Below are 16,779 nucleotides of genomic sequence, written 5' to 3' on the forward strand. Positions count from 1 at the left end.
TTCACATGCGTTACCTGCTTTTTGTGCTGGCCCTGTGGCTCCCGCTCTCACTGCAAGCCGCTGAAAAACTGCAGGTGGTGACGAGCTTCAGCATCCTCGCCGACCTGACCCGCGAGGTGGGTGGCGATCATGTCGAACTCACCAACCTGGTCGATGCCGATGCCGATGCTCATGTCTACGAGCCCAGCCCGAACGATGCCAAGGCGCTGCTGCGTGCCGACCTGATCATCGCCAACGGATTGGGTTTCGAGCCGTGGCTGGAGCGCGTACTTGCCAGCAGCGAGCCCAAGGGCAAGCGCATCAATGCCAGTGCGGGCGTCGTTCCGCTGATGCTGGATGAGGACGGTGAGCGAGTACCCGATCCGCACGCCTGGCAGAGCCTGACCAATGCCAAGATCTACGTGCACAACATCGCCAAGGCACTCGGTGAACTGGACCCGGCCAATGTCGATGCTTACAACCAGCGCCGCGACGCTTACCTGACCCGTCTGCATGCGCTGCTGAAAAAAGCGGACGCCCAGATTGCTGGTTTGCTCGCAAGTCAGCGCAAGGTTGTCACCAGCCATGATGCATTTGGTTATCTAGGGCAGGCCTGGCAGCTGGCCTTCATCGCACCGCAAGGGCTATCCACCCATGACGAACCTTCTGCGGCTGACGTCGCGGCCTTGATTCGGCAGATACGCAGCGAAGGGGTACGGGCGGTTTTCGTCGAGAACATTCGCGACCCGCGACTGATCCAGCAAATAGCCGACGAGGCTGGCGCTAAGGTCGGTGGGACTCTGTATTCGGACGCACTGGCCAGTGAGGGGCCGGCCAGTACCTACCTTGGCATGTTCGAGCACAACCTGGACACGCTGATGGCTGCGCTGAAGCCGTAAGACGGATCGCGCTGTTCATTGAGCGTGGCGCAACTTGGTGGTGGATGTGAAAGCGACATCCACCCTACGAGCTGCATGCCAGGACAGGCATAGGGTGGACCGGCGGCACTCCGTTGCCATGAGGTAGGGTGGGCTTTAGCCCACCAATCGTTTCCGGCCCCGTCGCGGTGGGCTGAAGCCCACCCTACAGTGGACGAAGCCCGCGGTGCGGCACGCGGTCTTCACTTGTGGGGCTGCGTAAGGTGGGCCGGGCGGCGCTCCGCTTTAGCCAACCAGATTCGCGTGTCTCAATACTCGCGACATCGAAACCCATTTCCACAGCGGTATTCGGCTTACGCTTTCCGGTGCACCGAAACGCCGGCGGCGTAGGTCTCCTTCACCGCGCGGTCGTCGCCGAGGATCATCAGAGCGAAAAGCTTTTCCTGCAGCGTCGAGGCCTGGCTCAGTCGGTAGCTGATCAGCGGCGTCGCCTTGTAGTCGAGCACCACGAAGTCGGCGTCCTTGCCCGGCTGCAGGTTGCCGATCTTGTCGTCCAGATAGAGCGCCCGCGCACCGCCCAGGGTCGCCAGATACAGCGCTTTGAACGCATCGAGCTTCTGGCCCTGCAGCTGCAACACCTTGTACGCCTCGTTAAGGCTGGCAAGCTGCGAGAAGCTGGTGCCGCCGCCCACGTCCGTACCCAGACCGACGCGCACGCCATAGCCTTCCACCTTGGCCAGGTCGAACAGGCCGCTTCCGAGGAACAGGTTGGAGGTGGGGCAGAAGGCAACGGCCGAGCCGGTCTCGCCGAGGCGTTTGCACTCGTCATCGCACAGGTGAACGCCGTGGGCGAAGACCGAGCGCGGGCCGATCAGGCCGTGGTGGTCGTAGACGTCCAGATAGCCCTTGCGCTCGGGGAACAGCTCCTTGACCCATTCGACCTCCTGCTTGTTCTCGGAGATGTGGGTGTGCATGTACAGATCGGGAAATTCGGCGAACAGCTTGCCGGCCAGGGTGAGCTGCTCCGGCGTGCTGGTCGGGGCGAAGCGTGGAGTGACGGCGTAGTGCAGACGGCCCTTGCCGTGCCAGCGCTCGATCAGCTCGCGGCTGTCGGCATAGCCGGACTCGGCGGTGTCGGTGAGAAAGTCCGGCGCGTTGCGATCCATCAGCACCTTGCCGGCGATCATCCGCAGGTTGAGCTTTTCCGCCGCTTCGAAGAAGGCCTCTACCGATTGCTTGTGCACCGTGCCGAATACCAGTGCGGTGGTGGTGCCATTGCGTAGCAGCTCGCCAAGGAACAAGTCGGCCTGCTCGCGAGCATGTGCCATGTCGCTGAAGCGGCCCTCGTTGGGGAAGGTGTAGGTTTCCAGCCAGTCCAGCAGCTGCGCGCCGTAGGAGCCGATCACGCCGACCTGTGGGTAGTGGATATGGGTGTCGATGAATCCAGGGGTAATCAGCGCGTCCGGGTATTCGACAACCTCTGTGCCGGCTGCCAGGGTCGGCAGCAGCTCGGCGGCGTGGCCGATGCGCGCGACCTTGCCATCCTCGACGACCAGAAGGCCGTCCTCGAAATATTCATGGGATTGCTCGATGCCCACGTCCCGCGGGTCGGCGAGGCAGTGGAGCAGGGCGGCACGGTAGGCTTTGGTGCTTGGCATGGTGACTCTCGAAAATCGTTGTGTGAGGTGATGCGTTGACATGGGCAGGCCGTCGCCGGAGGTGTGCCTGCCACAAGGTCGGGTGGTCAGTTTGTCTGGGCGCGGCGCGAAGCGGGGACCAGCATCGGTACCGGCTTTTCACCGTCCCCGGTTTTCTCGCCGCCCTTTTCACCGAAATGCGCGTTGTAGGTGGCGATCACCTCGCCGGCGATGGACACGGCGATCTCCACCGGCAGCTTGCCCTTCACCTCGGAGATGCCCATCGGGCAGCGCATGCGTTGCACCGTTTCGGCCCCGAAGCCACGGTCCCGCAGGCGGTGTTCGAACCTGGCGCGTTTGCTCTTCGAGCCGATCAGCCCGTAGTAGGTGAAATCGTTGCGCGAAAGGATCGCGGCGGTCAGTTCCAGGTCGAGCTGATGATTGTGGGTCATGACGATGAAGTAGCTGCCGGCGGGCATGTTATCCACTTCCTCGACCACATCGTCGTTGACCACCTTTTCCACGCCGTGCGGAATCTCGGCGGGGAATTCGTTATCGCGAGAATCGATCCAGCGCACCTTGCACGGCAGGCTAGCTAGCAATGGCACCAGGGCGCGGCCTACGTGACCGGCACCGAAAACCGCAATATGCGCCTGCGGTTGACCCATGGGTTCGAATAGCAACACAGTGGCGCCGCCGCAGCACTGGCCGAGGCTGGCGCCGAGGGAGAAGCGCTCGAGGCGGGTGTCATGGCTGCGCCTTTCCAGCATTTCGCGGGCGATCTGCTGGGCCTTGTATTCCAGGTGGCCGCCGCCGATGGTGTCGTACAGGCGCTCACGACTGACAACCATCTTCGAGCCGGCATTGCGCGGCGTTGAGCCGCGCTCTTCGATGATAGTCACCAGTACGCAAGGTTCGCCTTGGTGTTGCAGGTCGGCGAGTGCTTCGATCCAGGCCGTGTTGCTCATGTCTGTGTCCCTAGTAGTGCGGGTGGCCGCCCCGTGGAAGACCGCGAAGCGTCTTCCACCGATACGTTCGTATTGCGCCAATGGTGGACAAGCGGAGCGTTGTCCACCCCACGGGTCAGTGCGCGGTTTCCACGGCGGGCTCCGGTAGGGACGCCGCCTGCTTCAACTTGCGCATCTGTTCCACGCCCCAGAGCACGCGCTCGGGGGTCGCCGGAGCATCGATCTGCGGCTGCGCCCGGTAGTCGGCCAGGCTCGCCACCGCATCCTTGATCGCGCACCAGACCGAAATGCCGAGCATGAACGGCGGCTCGCCCACGGCCTTGGAGTGGAACACGGTGTCTTCGGGGTTCTTGCGGTTCTCCACCAGCTTGACCCGCAGGTCCAGCGGCATGTCCGCCACCGCCGGGATCTTGTAGCTGGCCGGGCCGTTGGTCATCAGCTTGCCCTTGTCGTTCCAGACCAGCTCTTCCATGGTCAGCCAGCCCAGGCCCTGGACGAAGCCGCCCTCGACCTGGCCGATGTCGATGGCCGGGTTCAGCGAGGCGCCCACGTCATGCAGGATGTCGCTGCGCAGCATCCTGTATTCGCCGGTCAGGGTATCGACGATCACTTCCGAGCAGGCCGCGCCATAGGCGAAGTAGTAGAACGGCCGCCCGCGCGCCTGACTGCGGTCGTAGTAGATCTTCGGCGTGCGGTAGAAGCCGGTGGACGACAGCGAGACCTGGCCGAAATAGGCCTGCTGGATCAGCTCATCGAAGCTGATGTACTGGTCGCGCAGGCGCACCTGGCCATTCTTGAACTCGACATCTTCCTCGAAGATCTGCCACTTGCGCGCGGCGAACTCCACCAGGCGCTGCTTGATGGTCTGCGCGGCATTTTGCGCCGCCTTGCCGTTGAGGTCGGTGCCGCTGCTTGCTGCCGTCGGCGAAGTGTTCGGCACTTTGTCGGTATTGGTCGCGGTGATCTGGATGCGGTCGATATCGACCTGGAACACCTCGGCCACCACCTGGGCGACCTTGGTGTTCAGGCCCTGACCCATCTCGGTGCCGCCATGGTTCAGGTGGATGCTGCCATCGGTGTAGACGTGCACCAGTGCACCACCCTGGTTGAGGAAACTGGCGGTGAAGCTGATGCCGAATTTCACCGGCGTCAGCGCCAGGCCCTTCTTCAGGATCGGGCTTGCGGCATTGAACGCGCGGATCTCTTCGCGTCGCTTTGCATAGTTGCTGCTGGCTTCCAGTTCGGCGGTCATCTCCTCGAGCATGTTGTGCTCGACGGTCTGGTAGTAGTGGGTGACGTTACGCTCGGTCTTGCCGTAGTAGTTGCGCTTGCGCACCTCGAGCGGGTCCTTGCCCAACTCGCGGGCCACTGCGTCCATGATTTCCTCGATGGCGACCATGCCCTGCGGCCCGCCAAAGCCGCGGTAGGCGGTATTCGAGGCGAGGTTGGTCTTGCAGCGATGGCCGTTGATGGTGGCGTCGCCCAGGTAGTAGGCGTTGTCGGAGTGGAACATGGCGCGGTCGACGATGGAGCCGGAGAGGTCCGGCGAATAGCCGCAGTTGCCGGCCAGGTCGATCTCGATACCGTGCAGCAGGCCGTCGTCATCGAAGCCGACGTCGTATTCGACGTAGAACGGGTGACGCTTGCCGGTCATGGTCATGTCTTCCATGCGCGGCAGACGCATCTTGGTCGGGCGGCCGGTGAGGTGCGCGATCACTGCGCACATGCACGCCGGGCCGGCTGCCTGGGTTTCCTTGCCGCCAAAGCCACCACCCATGCGGCGCATGTCGATGACGATCTTGTTCATCGAGACGCCCAGCACTTCAGCGACCAGCTTCTGCACCTCGGTGGGGTTTTGCGTGGAGGTGTAGACGATCATGCCGCCGTCTTCGGTCGGCATCACCGAGGAAACCTGAGTTTCCAGATAGAAGTGCTCCTGACCGCCGATATGCAGGCTGCCTTGCAGGCGGCGTGGTGCCGTCGCCAGTGCGGCACTGGAGTCGCCGCGCTTGTGGGTGTGGCTGTCGAGCACGAAGTGTTTCTTGTGCAGCGCCTCGACCACGTCGAGCACCGGCTCCAGATCCTCGTATTCGATGATCGCGGCCATGGCCGCCTTGCGTGCGGTTTCCAGGCTGTCGGCAGCCACGGCGATCACCGGCTGGCCGATGAACTCGACCTTGCCGTCGGCCAGCAGCGGGTCGCCGGGCAATACTGCGCCGATATCCAGCTGCCCAGGTACATCCTGAGCGGTGATGGCGATGGCCACGCCCGGCACCTCATAGCACGGCGCCGTGTCGATGCGGACGATGCGGGCGTGGGCGCGGTCGCTCATGCGGGCATAGACGTGCAGCTGATTGGGAAACTCCAGGCGGTCGTCGACGTACACCGCCTCGCCCGAGACGTGCTTGGGCGCGCTGTCGTGCTTGACGCTGCGACCGACGCCGGTGACCAGATCCTGGGTGAACAGCGCCGCGATTTCTTCCTGAGTGCGGGTGGTTACGTGGTTAGACATAAGCGGTCACCCTCGTCTCGGTCTTCGGTGCGTGTTGTTCGAGGAAGCATTTGCGCAGCAGGTTCTGTGCGACCAGCAGGCGATACTCGCGGCTGGCGCGGAAGTCGGTCAGCGGCGTGAAGTCTTCGGCCAGCGCATCGCAGGCCGCTTCCACGGTCTGCTGGTTCCACGGCGCGCCGTTCAGGGTCGCCTCGCAGGCCGCGGCACGTTTGGGGATCGCCGCCATGCCGCCGAAGGCAACGCGGGCATCGGTAATCACGCCGTCAGTGATCTGCAGGTCGAACGCGGCGCAGACAGCGGAGATGTCGTCGTCCAGTCGCTTGGAAACCTTGTAGGCGCGGAACAGGCGATCCGGTGTGGCGCGTGGCACTCGTACCTTCTCGATGAATTCTCCGGGCTGGCGCGCGGTGACCTTGGAGTCGATGAAGTAATCCTCGAGCGGCAGGGTGCGGCTGCTGGCGCCCTTGCGCAGGACAACTTCGGCACCCAGGGCGATCAGCAGCGGCGGCGAGTCGCCGATCGGCGAGGCGTTGCCGATGTTGCCACCGAGCGTGCCCTGGTTGCGGATCTGCAGCGAGGCGAAGCGCTGCAGCAGCTCGCCGAAATCCGGGTACTCGGCGGCCAGCGCTGCGTAACAGTCGGTAAGCGGGGCGGCGGCACCGATCTCGATATGGCGGTCGGCGATCTGGACCTGCTTCATCTCGGTGATCTGCCCGACATGAATCATCACCGGCAGCTCGCGATGGAACTGGGTCACCTCCAGCGCCAGGTCGGTGCCGCCGGCAAGCAGTCGGGCTTCCGGGTTGGCGGCATACAGCTCGGCCAGCTCAGCGATGGTCAGCGGCGACAGGCTGCGCTTGCTGCCGTCGCTCAGTTCGGCCGTTTCACGCGGCGCGATGCGCTGCAGCTGGGCAATGGTTTCAGCCTCGCGGGCGTCGAACTGGTCCGGTGCGGTCTGCTCGCAAGCCTGTTCGGCAGCGGCGAGGATCGGCCGGTAGCCGGTGCAGCGGCAGAGGTTGCCTGCCAGGGCTTCGTGGGTCTGATGTGGATCGTAGGTCTGCACGCTGTCGCCGCGATTCTTCTGCAAGGCGAATAGGCTCATGACGAAGCCGGGAGTACAGAAGCCGCACTGCGAGCCGTGGCAATCGACCATCGCCTGCTGGACGCTGTGCAGCTGACCCTGATGCTTGAGGTCTTCGACGGTGATCAGCTGCTTGCCGTGCAGGGCGCAGACGAAGGTCAGGCAGGAGTTCAGGGTGCGGTAGCGCAGCCGATCGCCGACCAGTTCGCCGACCACGACGGTACAGGCGCCACAGTCGCCGGAGGCACAGCCTTCCTTGGTGCCCGTCTTGCCGCGGTGTTCGCGCAGGTACTGCAGCACCGTGGTGTTGGGGTCGAGAGCCTGCTCGCTGCGCAGCTCACGATTGAGGAGAAACTGGATCAAGGCGGTGCCTCCGACTGTTGTTGTTCTGACGCGCAAATTATCGCTAACTGACTTTTCGGTCAACTTATTCCTGACTCAAAAGTCAATGCGGCATGCGCGCGCAGGTCGGGCGAGGGCTGGGTGGCCATCGCCCGGTTCTTCCTACTGCAAGTAAAGCCCGCTCAGGCCGATTCGGCCTCGCCCTGCCGTCGGTAGGCATAGGTCTCGGCGAAGCGCGAGAGCATGTATCGGCTGCAGGTGGTGCTCGGGTATTTCGGCGGGTTGGTTTCGTCGTAGCAACCGGGCAGGCAGGCGATTTCGGTGTCCGGATGCGGCTCGGCGAAGAACGGCATGGAATAGCGATCCACGCCCAGCGGGCTGACCACGCGATGTGGCGTCGACTTGTAACGATCATTGCTCCAGCGCGCCATCATGTCGCCGATGTTGACCACGTAGGTGCCTTCGATGGGCGGCGCGCCGATCCATTCGCCCTTGACGTTCTGCACCTGCAGGCCGCCGGCCTGGTCCTGATAGAGCAGGGTGACGCAGCCGTAGTCGGTATGCGCGCCGGCGCCTTGCTGATCGGCGCTAGTGGCGGTCTGCCGGGGCGGGTAGTGGATCATGCGAAACACACTGATGGGCTCGACGAAGCGCTTGTCGAAGAAGTCCCGCTCGATACCCAGGGCCAGCGCGATGGCACGCAGCAGGGTGCAGGCAAGATCCTGCATGTCGCGGTAATGGCCCTCCATCAGCTCGGTCCAGCCTTCCAGCTGCAGCGGATGGAGGTTGGGCCCGCGCAGTGGTTTTTCGGCCAGCACTTCCGGGTGATCGGCGCTCATATGGAAACCCATGTCGAAGGTTTCCTTGAGGTCGCATGGTTGGCTCGGGTCCAGCTGCTCGGTGGCAACGGCACCGTAGCCGCGGTGGTGACGGCTCTTGGTGATATCGATCTTCAGCTTATCTTCGGCGGGCAGCGCAAAGAACCGCTGGGCATGGTCGGTGAGGGTGGCGATGCGCTCGGCGCTGATCGGATGACCCTTGATATAGAAGAAGCCCCACTCGCGGCAGGCGCGGTCGATGGCCTCGGCGACGGCCAGATGGCCGGCCTCGTCGGCGTTATAGAGCGGGGAAATATCGATGATGGGCAGTGAATTCATGGCTGACTCCGGTACGGCGCCGCCGGTCTTCTCGTACCGGCGGCTTTCGAGGGCAATGCCCCCTGCGTGCGGTTCGCCAGATGGCGGGACGGCATGCAGATTCCGCAGTGCGCCGGGCGGGGCCGGCGCGGGTAACGTTTACTTCGGCATTTCGGCCTTGACGCCTTCGACGTAGTAATTCATCGAGGCGAGGTCCTTGATGCTGGCGGTCTCGCCCTCGGCGATGCGCACTTCGCCAGCCTGGTCCTTGATCGGGCCGGTGAACGGGTGGAATTCACCGCTCTTGATGCTGGCGATGATCGCTTCGGCTTCGGTCTTCACATCGGCCGGCACCAGATCGCTGATCGGCAGGCTGATGCTGTCCTGGGCCAGCCCGCCCCAGAAGTCCTCGGACTTCCAGGTACCGGCCATTACCGCTTCGGCGGACTTGGTGTAGTGCGGGCCCCAGTCGTTGACGATGGAGGTCAGCACGGCTTTGGGCCCGAAGTGCTGCATGTCCGAGGCGTAACCGACGGAGTAGACGCCACGACGCTCGGCGGCCTGGATCGGCGCCGGGCTGTCGGTGTGCTGGAAGATCACGTCGACGCCCTGGTCGATCAGCGCGTTGGCGGCATCGGCTTCCTTGCCCGGATCGAACCAGGTGTTGACCCACACCACCTTGATCTCGGTGCCGGGGTTGTACTTGTCCAGCGCCAGCTGGATGGCGTTGATGTCGCGGATCACTTCCGGAATCGGGAAGGAGGCGATGTAGCCGACCTTCTTGGTCTTGGTCATCTTCGCGGCGAGGAAGCCGCCTACATAGCGGCCCTCATAGGAACGGGTCAGGTAGGTGCCGACGTTCTTCGCCTGCTTGTAACCGGTGGCGTGCTCGAAGGTGACCTTGGGGAACTGCTTGGCGACCTTCAGTGTGGGGTTCATGTAGCCGAAGGAGGTGGTGAAGATCAGGTCGTAGTCGCTCTTGGCCATGTTGCGGATGACCCGCTCGGCATCGGCGCCTTCCGGCACGTTCTCGACGAAGCTGGTCTTCACCTTGTCGCCCAGTTTTTCTTCCATGTACTTGCGGCCCTGCTCGTGCTGGTAGGTCCAGCCGTGGTCGCCGATCGGGCCGATGTAGACGAAGCCGACCTTCAACGGATCGGCGGCCGACGCTGCGGCGGTCGTCAGTGCGGCGCTGAAGCCGATCGCTGCGGCGAGTGCACGCAGCAGGGTTTTCCGAGTGTTGTTCTGCATGGCGGATGACGCTCCTGTTTGTCTAGCTACAGAGCCTATGTTGGCTGATAGCTGGTTAGCAAAAAGCTGACCAACTGGACAGATACCTTCGTTGTGCCGGGTTGCGGGCGCTTCGACTCGACGCTGATGCCTGGTCGAGGCTTGTGCTGGTGCGCCAGTAATCCACGGCGCCCAGCTTTGGTGCAAGCCTCGATCATTGCCGATTAGCCGTTTACCAGCTGCCGGGCCGCCTGCTGGTGGTCGGCGATCAGACCCTGTACGTCGAGGCCTTCGACTTGGCCATCGATCACGCGCCACTTGCCGCCAACCATCACCCGGTCGGCTCGGTCGGCGGCGCACAGCAGCAGCGCGGCGACGGGATCGTGGCTGCCGGAGAAGCGCAGTTCGTCGAGCCTGAACAGGGCGAGGTCGGCCTGCTTGCCGACCGCCAGTTCGCCGATGTCGCTGCGCCCGAGCAGGCGCGCGGAACCGTGCGTTGCCCAACCGAGGACCTTCTCTGGCGTGATCTTCTCGGCGCCGTAGCGCAAGCGCTGGATGAACAGCGCCTGGCGCGCCTCGAGCATCATGTTGGAGGCATCGTTGGAGGCCGAGCCGTCGACGCCCAGGCCGATGATGGCGCCCTTGTCTTCAAGCTCCAGCGTGTGGCAGATACCGGAGGCCAGGCGCATGTTGGAGCTTGGGCAATGACAGATGCCGACCCCGGCCGCGCCCAGGCGGTGAATCTCCACCTGATTGAAGTGAATGCCGTGCGCCAGCCAGGTCCGCGGCCCGAGCCAGCCGACGCTCTGCAGATAGTCCACGGTGCGCATGCCGAAGCGCTGCGCGCAGAACTCCTGCTCGTCGAGCGTTTCGGCCAGATGGGTATGCAGACGTACGTCGCGCGCTTCGGCCAGCTCGGCGCAGGCACGCATGATGTCGGTGGTGACCGAGAAGGGCGAGCAGGGCGCCAGGGCGATCTGGATCTGCGCGCCGTCGCCGCGCTCGTGGTAGCGATCGATCAGCCGCTCGCTGTCGGCAAGAATCGTCTCGGCGCCCTGCACCACGCTCTTGCAGGGCAGGCCGCCGTTCTCCTTGGACAGGTTCATCGAACCGCGGGTGAGCATGGCGCGCATGCCCAGCTCGCGGACGGCCTCGACCTGGATATCGATGGCGTCCTCGAGCCCGCCCGGAAACAGGTAGTGGTGATCCGCTGCCGTGGTGCAGCCGGACAGCAGCAGCTCGGCCAGCGCCACCTTGCTCGCCAGCTGCAGCGCCTGCGGCGTGAGCCGCGCCCAGACCGGGTAGAGGGTCAGCAGCCAGTTGAACAGCGGCTCGTTGACCACCGGCCCCCAGGCGCGGGTGAGGGTCTGGTAGAAGTGGTGGTGGGTGTTGATCAGCCCCGGCAATACCACGTGTTCACGGGCGTCGAAGGTTTCATCCACCGGCAGCGTGGGCGTGGCGCCGGCGGCAAGCAGTTCGGTGATGACACCGTCTTCGATCACCAGTCCGCCTTGGGCTTTCTGGTCGTTGGCAGTGAAGAGGGCGAGGGGGTTCTTGATCCAGATTCGATGAGCAGCCATGGCCGGCTTTCTCCTGAATGGTTGAGTTCAGAGTAGCCAGCTCAGTTATGCCCTGTCTGCTGATCCAGGAGGCGGAGCGGTGGATGCCTCGCCGGGAGAGGAAGATAAAGGGTTTGGGGTGGGTTTGTCACAGGGCTGCCAAGGGTTGGGTAGTGGGAGCGGCCAATCCGACTCCCGAGATAACCCTTGTTGCCGTCATTACCAGGGCAGCGGATTGCCCTGGTAATCCAGGTACCGATGCCCACCCTGTCCAATGGCCTGGGTAACCTGCTCGAGCATACCGCGCGTGCTGGTCTCGACATCCAGTGGCGCCTGGTCGCCGCCCATGTCGGTCTTGACCCAGCCGGGATGCATCGACAACACGGTCAGCCGAGTCTCGCCCAGTCCGGCGACGAAGGTACGGGTCATGTGATTCAGCGCGGCCTTGCTCGCGCCGTACAGGTCCATGCCCATGCCCGGACCGGTTTCGACGCTGCCGAGGATGGAACTCATAAAGACGATCACGCCCTGCGCAGGATCGACCAGCGGCAGCAACCGCTCGGCCAGGCGCACCGGTGCGACGGCATTGGTGAAGAACAGCTGGCCGACTTCCGTTTGAGTGGCTTGCGTGGCCGGTTTGCCCTGCGGGCCGGCCACGCCGGCGTTGACGAATAGCACGTCGAGTCTGGTACCGGCCAGGCGGGCGGCCAGCTGGTCTACGCTGCCTGCATCGTCCATATCCAGCGTTTCGACGCGCACCTGCGGCATCTGGCTGAGGGCTTCGGCGTGCTGCGGGTTGCGCACCGTGGCGATCACCTGCCAGCCTGCAGCGCAGAACTGTTTCGCCAGGCCGAGACCCAGACCGCGGGAAGCGCCGATGATGAGTGCTGTTTTTTGCATGCTGCGTCCTCGGTAGGTCATGACTGACCGGCAAGAATAGCGCGGCTGTGACGCGCGCGTGCAGCAATGCTGGGGTGCGACACATGGTCGTCGTGCGAGTGTTGCAAGCGGTTTCGCGACGGTGGTCATAGGGGCGCTGTTTCGGCTCTGATGGGCCAGCGTTGCCGGTTTTTCCGGCATCATCGAATCAAAATCAGGGGGATCCAATGCCCGACCCGCAAACACAGTCGAACCGCTGGCATGCTCGGCAGAGCGATGAGGCGTTGCTCGAACTGAAGTCCTCGAGCGCCGGCCTCAGCCACGAACAGGCCCGGCAGCGCCTGCTGCAATACGGTCCCAATCGGCTCGATGAGGCCAAGCCAGCGAGTGTCTGGCAGCGCCTGCTGCGTCATCTCAATAATCTTCTGCTTTATGTGCTGATCGCCGCGGCGCTGGTAACCGGCCTGATGGGGCATTTGGTCGACACCTTCGTGATCCTGGCGGTGGTGGTGGTCAACGTGGTGATCGGCTTCGTTCAGGAGGGCAAGGCGGAAAAAGCGCTGCAGGCGATTCGGCATCTGCTGGCGCCGCACGCGGTGGTGTTGCGCGATGGCCGCCAGCAGGACCTCGATGCCGCCGAGCTGGTGCCCGGGGATGTGGTACTGCTGGCTTCCGGCGACAGCCTGCCGGCGGACGTGCGGCTGCTGCAGGCGCGCAACCTGCGTATCGACGAGGCGGCGTTGACCGGCGAATCGGTGCCAGTCGACAAGCAGGTCGAGGCGGTGGCCGCCGATGCTTCCATCGGTGATCGGCTTTGCATGGGCTATGCCGGCACGCTGGTGACCCAGGGCCAGGCGCGTGCGGTGGTGGTCGCCACGGGCGCGGCGACCGAGATCGGGCGTATCGGGACGATGCTGGAATCGGTCGAACAGGGCACCACGCCGCTGCTGCGCAAGATGTCCGATGTCGGCCGGGCGCTGACAGCCGTGATCCTGGCCGCGAGCGCACTGCTGTTCCTGTTCGGCACGCTGGTGCGGGGCATGGGCGCCGGTGAGATGTTCATGGCGGCGGTGGGGCTTTCGGTCGCGGCGATCCCCGAGGGGCTGCCGGCGATCATGACCATCACCCTGGCCATCGGCGTGCAGCGTATGGCCAGTCGCAATGCAGTGATCCGGCGCCTGCCGGCGGTGGAGACGCTGGGCTCGGTGACGGTGATCTGCTCGGACAAGACCGGAACCCTGACGCGCAACGAGATGACGGTGCAGGAAGTGATCTGCGCCGGGCAGGCACTGGAGGTCGAAGGCGCGGGCTATGCACCGCAAGGTGCGTTGCTGTTCGAGGGCGTGCCAGTCGAACCGGCGGCGCTGGCAGAGCGCACGCTGGCAGCCAGCGCGCTTGCCGAAGCCGCGGCGCTGTGCAACGACGCCAGCCTGCACGAGAAGGACGGACTGTGGGCCCTTGCCGGCGACCCCACCGAGGGCGCGTTGCTGACCCTGGCGATGAAGGCAGGACTGCCGCCGGCCAACCTCCACGTCGACCGTCCGCGGCTGGACGTGATTCCCTTCGAGTCGGAACACCGCTTCATGGCGACTCTGCACGCCTGCGAAGGCGGCAGCGAAGTGCTGGTCAAGGGCGCGCCGGAACGGGTCCTGGCCATGTGCGCGCGGCAGCTTGAGGCCGACGGCCAGGAGCGGCTGCTGGATCAGTCGCACTGGCATGAACAGGTCGAGGCGCAGGCGCGGGCCGGTCGTCGCGTGCTGGCCCTGGCGCGGCGCAGGCTGCCGGCCGGCAAGGAGGCGATCGAGCATGCCGACGTTGCCAGCGAGCTGACACTGCTCGGGCTGGTCGGCATTATCGATCCGCCGCGTGACGAGGCGATCCGTGCGGTGGCGCAGTGCCGTGCAGCTGGCATTCGCGTGGTGATGATCACCGGCGACCACGGCGTGACCGCCAGTGCCATTGCCAGGCAGCTGGGCATGGCGGATGACATCAAGGCGATCACCGGGCCGGAGCTGGAGCAGATGGACGAAGCGGCCATGAGGCAGGCTGTTGCCGAGGCACGGGTGTTCGCCCGTGCCAGCCCTGAGCACAAGCTGCGGCTGGTGCGGGCGCTGCAGGCCAATGGCGACGTTGTTGCCATGACCGGCGATGGGGTCAATGACGCCCCGGCGCTGAAGCAGGCCGATGTCGGTGTGGCGATGGGCATGAAGGGCACCGAGGCGGCCAAGCAGGCCGGCGCTATCGTGCTGGCGGATGATAACTTTGCTTCCATCGCTCACGCAGTAGAAGAGGGACGTACTGTCTACGACAACCTGCGCAAGAGCGTGACTTTTCTGCTGCCCATCAATGGCGGCGAGTCGTTGTCGCTGCTGCTGGCGGTGCTGCTCGGAGTAGCGTTGCCGATCACCCCGGCGCAGGTGCTGTGGGTCAATATGGTCAGCTCGGTGGCGTTGGTGATGGTGCTGGCGTTCGAGCCGACCGAGGCCGATGTCATGCAGCGACCGCCCCGGAGGCCGGGTGAGGCGATGTTGTCGCGTTTTGTGATCTGGCGGATCTTCTTTGTCTCCGGCTTGTTCCTTGCGGGTATCTTCGGCATGTACCAGTGGATGCTATCCCAAGGCGCTACGGTAGAGGCCGCACGCACGGTCGCCGTCAATACGCTGGTTTGCATGGAAGTGTTCTACCTGTTCAGCGTGCGTTACCTGAAGGCGCCATCCTTTACCCTGCAGGGCGTGAAAGGCACTCCCCGGGTTTTGGCGGCGGTGTTTGGGGTGTTCCTTCTACAACTCCTGTTTACCTATGCGCCGTTCATGCAGTCGCTGTTCGCGACAGAGGCGGTGGCGCTGGAAACCGGCGTGGTGGTGGTGCTGGTAGGCGTGGCAGTGCTGGTGATCCTGGAGATCGAGAAGGCGCTGTTGCGCCGTATGGGGGCAGGTCCGTCCTGATGATTAGCCGCCGCTTTAGGCGAGCACGCCTCAGAGCGGCGGCAGCTCTTCCATCAGGTCGGTGGCATAGATGCCGGGGATATGCAGCTCGCTCTTGGCCAGCTGCTGACCTTCCATCTGTGGTTGAGTCACCCAGGTAAGAATGTCGTAGTAGCGGCGGATGTTCGCCACGAAGTGCACCGGTTCGCCGCCGCGGGCATAGCCGTAACGCGTCTTGCTGTACCACTGTTTTTGCGACAGGCGCGGCAGTATCTGCTTTACGTCCAGCCACTTGTTGGGGTCCAGGCCTTCAGCCTCGGCCAACTTGCGGGCGTCCTCCAAATGGCCGCCGCCAACGTTGTAGGCGGCGAGGGCAAACCAGGTCCGGTCGGGTTCGAGAATGCTGTCAGGCAGGCTTGCGTGCACCTTGACCACGTATTTGCCGCCACCCTGAATGCTCTGCACCGGGTCCAATCGGTTAGTCACCCCCATGGCGTTGGCGGTGCGCAGGGTCAGCATCATCAGGCCGCGTACTCCGGTCTTGGAGGTGGCCTCGGGTTGCCAGTGGGACTCCTGATAGCCGATCGCAGCCAGCAGCCGCCAATCGATGCCATGTTCCTTGGCTGTTTCACGGAAGGCCTTTTCGTAACGCGGCAGGCGCTGCTGCAGGTGTTTGGCGAAGGCGTACGCGCCGACGTAGCCGAGTACATCGACGTGGCCGTAATAGCGCTCGCGCAAGCGTTGCAAGGTGCCGTTTTGCTGGGCCTGTTCGAGGAAGGAGTCGGCGGCCTTGAGCAGGCTGTCGTCCTCGCCTTTGGCGACCACCCAGGCCAGGCTGTTTTGCTCGCCGACATCGAAGCCCGCTCGGATGTTGGTGAAATACACCTGATTCATGGACATCTCGTTTGATTCCACCAGTGTCAGGTCGATTTGGCCTTCGTCGACCATGCGCAGCAAGTCGACCACTTCCACCGCGTCGGATTCTTCGTAGCGCAGTTCGGGCACCTCGGCTTGTAGCGAGGCGAGCTTCTCTGCCTGGCTGCTGCCCTTGAGCACGAGAATGCGTTTGCCGATCAGGTCCTTAGGGCCCGTCGGGCGCCGCTGACCGCTGCGATAGACGACCTGAGTGGTGACGTCCAGATAGGAGCGGGTAAAGCGGGCCAGTTCCTGCCGGCCTTCGCTGGCCACGAGGCCGGCGGCGGCCAGCGCCGGACCGCCAGGGCGGTTGAGCCGAGTAAAGATATCGTCGATGTTGTCGGCGGTTTCGATTTGCAGTTCGACGCCGAGATTGCTGGCGAAACGTTTGACCAGTTCGTACTCAAAGCCCGCTTCGCCGTTGCGATCCTGGAAATAGGTGGACGGGCTGTTGCGGGTGATCACGCGCAGTACGCCTTCCTCCTGTATGCGCTCGAGTTCGCTGGGCTTTTCAGCGCAGCTGCCGAGCATCAGGAAGATTCCGATCGCCAACAGCCAGATGGCGCAGCGCTTGCGGAACACGGTATGGGCAAACATCGGCGCAGTATACGCAAAGGCGAACCGCCACCATATCTGGACAGCTAACTGGCTCTCTGCTAAGCGAAGCTGCGAATAGCCGCCTGGCAGCTGGATGTGCCACGCGAGTTCGGCATAATGCCGGCCCGATTTTCCGTTGCCC

11 protein-coding genes are annotated in these 16,779 nt (G+C 64.0%); 2 read left to right on the plus strand and 9 right to left on the minus strand.

The window, feature by feature from the left end; translation table 11 throughout:
* Window positions 1-5 precede the first annotated feature (5 nt).
* Complete coding sequence (locus AAEZ08_RS13730) at window positions 6-878, plus strand: metal ABC transporter substrate-binding protein (RefSeq protein ID WP_102820232.1); 873 nt, start codon at window positions 6-8, stop codon at window positions 876-878.
* 332 nt (window positions 879-1,210) lie between these two features.
* Here the strand turns inward: AAEZ08_RS13730 and guaD are convergent, their stop codons facing one another.
* The 8 genes from guaD to AAEZ08_RS13770 form a co-directional block, all read right to left on the minus strand.
* Entirely contained in the window at window positions 1,211-2,515 is a 1,305-nt protein-coding gene (guaD, locus tag AAEZ08_RS13735; protein ID WP_500124544.1) for a guanine deaminase, read from the minus strand.
* An 86-nt stretch (window positions 2,516-2,601) separates the two neighbouring features.
* Window positions 2,602-3,462 (minus strand): xanthine dehydrogenase accessory protein XdhC, encoded by an 861-nt coding sequence (gene xdhC / locus AAEZ08_RS13740; protein WP_500124545.1) that lies wholly within the window; start codon window positions 3,460-3,462, stop codon window positions 2,602-2,604.
* A 115-nt stretch (window positions 3,463-3,577) separates the two neighbouring features.
* The gene (xdhB, locus tag AAEZ08_RS13745) at window positions 3,578-5,974 is read right to left on the minus strand and encodes a xanthine dehydrogenase molybdopterin binding subunit (protein ID WP_500124546.1); all 2,397 of its coding nucleotides are present in this window, start codon (window positions 5,972-5,974) and stop codon (window positions 3,578-3,580) included.
* Window positions 5,967-7,418, minus strand: coding sequence for a xanthine dehydrogenase small subunit (gene xdhA / locus AAEZ08_RS13750; RefSeq protein ID WP_500124547.1), 1,452 nt, complete (start codon window positions 7,416-7,418; stop codon window positions 5,967-5,969). Before xdhA ends, xdhB begins: the two co-directional genes overlap by 8 nt.
* 161 nt (window positions 7,419-7,579) lie before the next feature.
* Complete coding sequence (locus AAEZ08_RS13755) at window positions 7,580-8,554, minus strand: 2-oxoglutarate and iron-dependent oxygenase domain-containing protein (protein WP_461701147.1); 975 nt, start codon at window positions 8,552-8,554, stop codon at window positions 7,580-7,582.
* 138 nt (window positions 8,555-8,692) lie between these two features.
* A complete protein-coding gene (locus AAEZ08_RS13760; RefSeq protein WP_104096998.1) occupies window positions 8,693-9,784 on the minus strand; it encodes a BMP family ABC transporter substrate-binding protein in 1,092 nt (363 codons plus the stop codon).
* Window positions 9,785-9,987: 203 nt separating this feature from the next.
* Window positions 9,988-11,343: an 8-oxoguanine deaminase gene (locus AAEZ08_RS13765; protein WP_500124548.1), complete on the minus strand. Its 1,356-nt coding sequence runs from the start codon at window positions 11,341-11,343 to the stop codon at window positions 9,988-9,990.
* Window positions 11,344-11,541: 198 nt separating this feature from the next.
* Complete coding sequence (locus tag AAEZ08_RS13770; RefSeq protein WP_437417982.1) at window positions 11,542-12,222, minus strand: SDR family oxidoreductase; 681 nt, start codon at window positions 12,220-12,222, stop codon at window positions 11,542-11,544.
* Window positions 12,223-12,428: 206 nt separating this feature from the next.
* Between AAEZ08_RS13770 and AAEZ08_RS13775 the strand changes: the two genes are divergently transcribed.
* The gene (locus AAEZ08_RS13775) at window positions 12,429-15,146 is read left to right on the plus strand and encodes an HAD-IC family P-type ATPase (RefSeq protein WP_500124549.1); all 2,718 of its coding nucleotides are present in this window, start codon (window positions 12,429-12,431) and stop codon (window positions 15,144-15,146) included.
* Window positions 15,147-15,176: 30 nt separating this feature from the next.
* Here the strand turns inward: AAEZ08_RS13775 and mltF are convergent, their stop codons facing one another.
* A complete protein-coding gene (gene mltF, locus AAEZ08_RS13780; RefSeq protein ID WP_058065237.1) occupies window positions 15,177-16,637 on the minus strand; it encodes a membrane-bound lytic murein transglycosylase MltF in 1,461 nt (486 codons plus the stop codon).
* Between the last annotated feature and the right edge of the window lie 142 nt (window positions 16,638-16,779).

It is taken from the genome of Pseudomonas sp. E45-MNA-CIBAN-0222, from assembly GCF_040310405.1.
GTDB classification, from domain to species: domain Bacteria; phylum Pseudomonadota; class Gammaproteobacteria; order Pseudomonadales; family Pseudomonadaceae; genus Stutzerimonas; species Stutzerimonas stutzeri_AC.

What these genes read in the sequence shown, in the direction of transcription:
- AAEZ08_RS13730 (WP_102820232.1), top strand. Translation starts at nt 6, where the DNA reads ATGCGTTACCTGCTTTTTGTGCTGGCCCTGTGGCTCCCGCTCTCACTG.
- guaD (WP_500124544.1), bottom strand. Translation starts at nt 2,515, where the DNA reads ATGCCAAGCACCAAAGCCTACCGTGCCGCCCTGCTCCACTGCCTCGCC.
- xdhC (WP_500124545.1), bottom strand. Translation starts at nt 3,462, where the DNA reads ATGAGCAACACGGCCTGGATCGAAGCACTCGCCGACCTGCAACACCAA.
- xdhB (WP_500124546.1), bottom strand. Translation starts at nt 5,974, where the DNA reads ATGTCTAACCACGTAACCACCCGCACTCAGGAAGAAATCGCGGCGCTG.
- AAEZ08_RS13755 (WP_461701147.1), bottom strand. Translation starts at nt 8,554, where the DNA reads ATGAATTCACTGCCCATCATCGATATTTCCCCGCTCTATAACGCCGAC.
- AAEZ08_RS13760 (WP_104096998.1), bottom strand. Translation starts at nt 9,784, where the DNA reads ATGCAGAACAACACTCGGAAAACCCTGCTGCGTGCACTCGCCGCAGCG.
- AAEZ08_RS13765 (WP_500124548.1), bottom strand. Translation starts at nt 11,343, where the DNA reads ATGGCTGCTCATCGAATCTGGATCAAGAACCCCCTCGCCCTCTTCACT.
- AAEZ08_RS13770 (WP_437417982.1), bottom strand. Translation starts at nt 12,222, where the DNA reads ATGCAAAAAACAGCACTCATCATCGGCGCTTCCCGCGGTCTGGGTCTC.
- AAEZ08_RS13775 (WP_500124549.1), top strand. Translation starts at nt 12,429, where the DNA reads ATGCCCGACCCGCAAACACAGTCGAACCGCTGGCATGCTCGGCAGAGC.
- mltF (WP_058065237.1), bottom strand. Translation starts at nt 16,637, where the DNA reads ATGTTTGCCCATACCGTGTTCCGCAAGCGCTGCGCCATCTGGCTGTTG.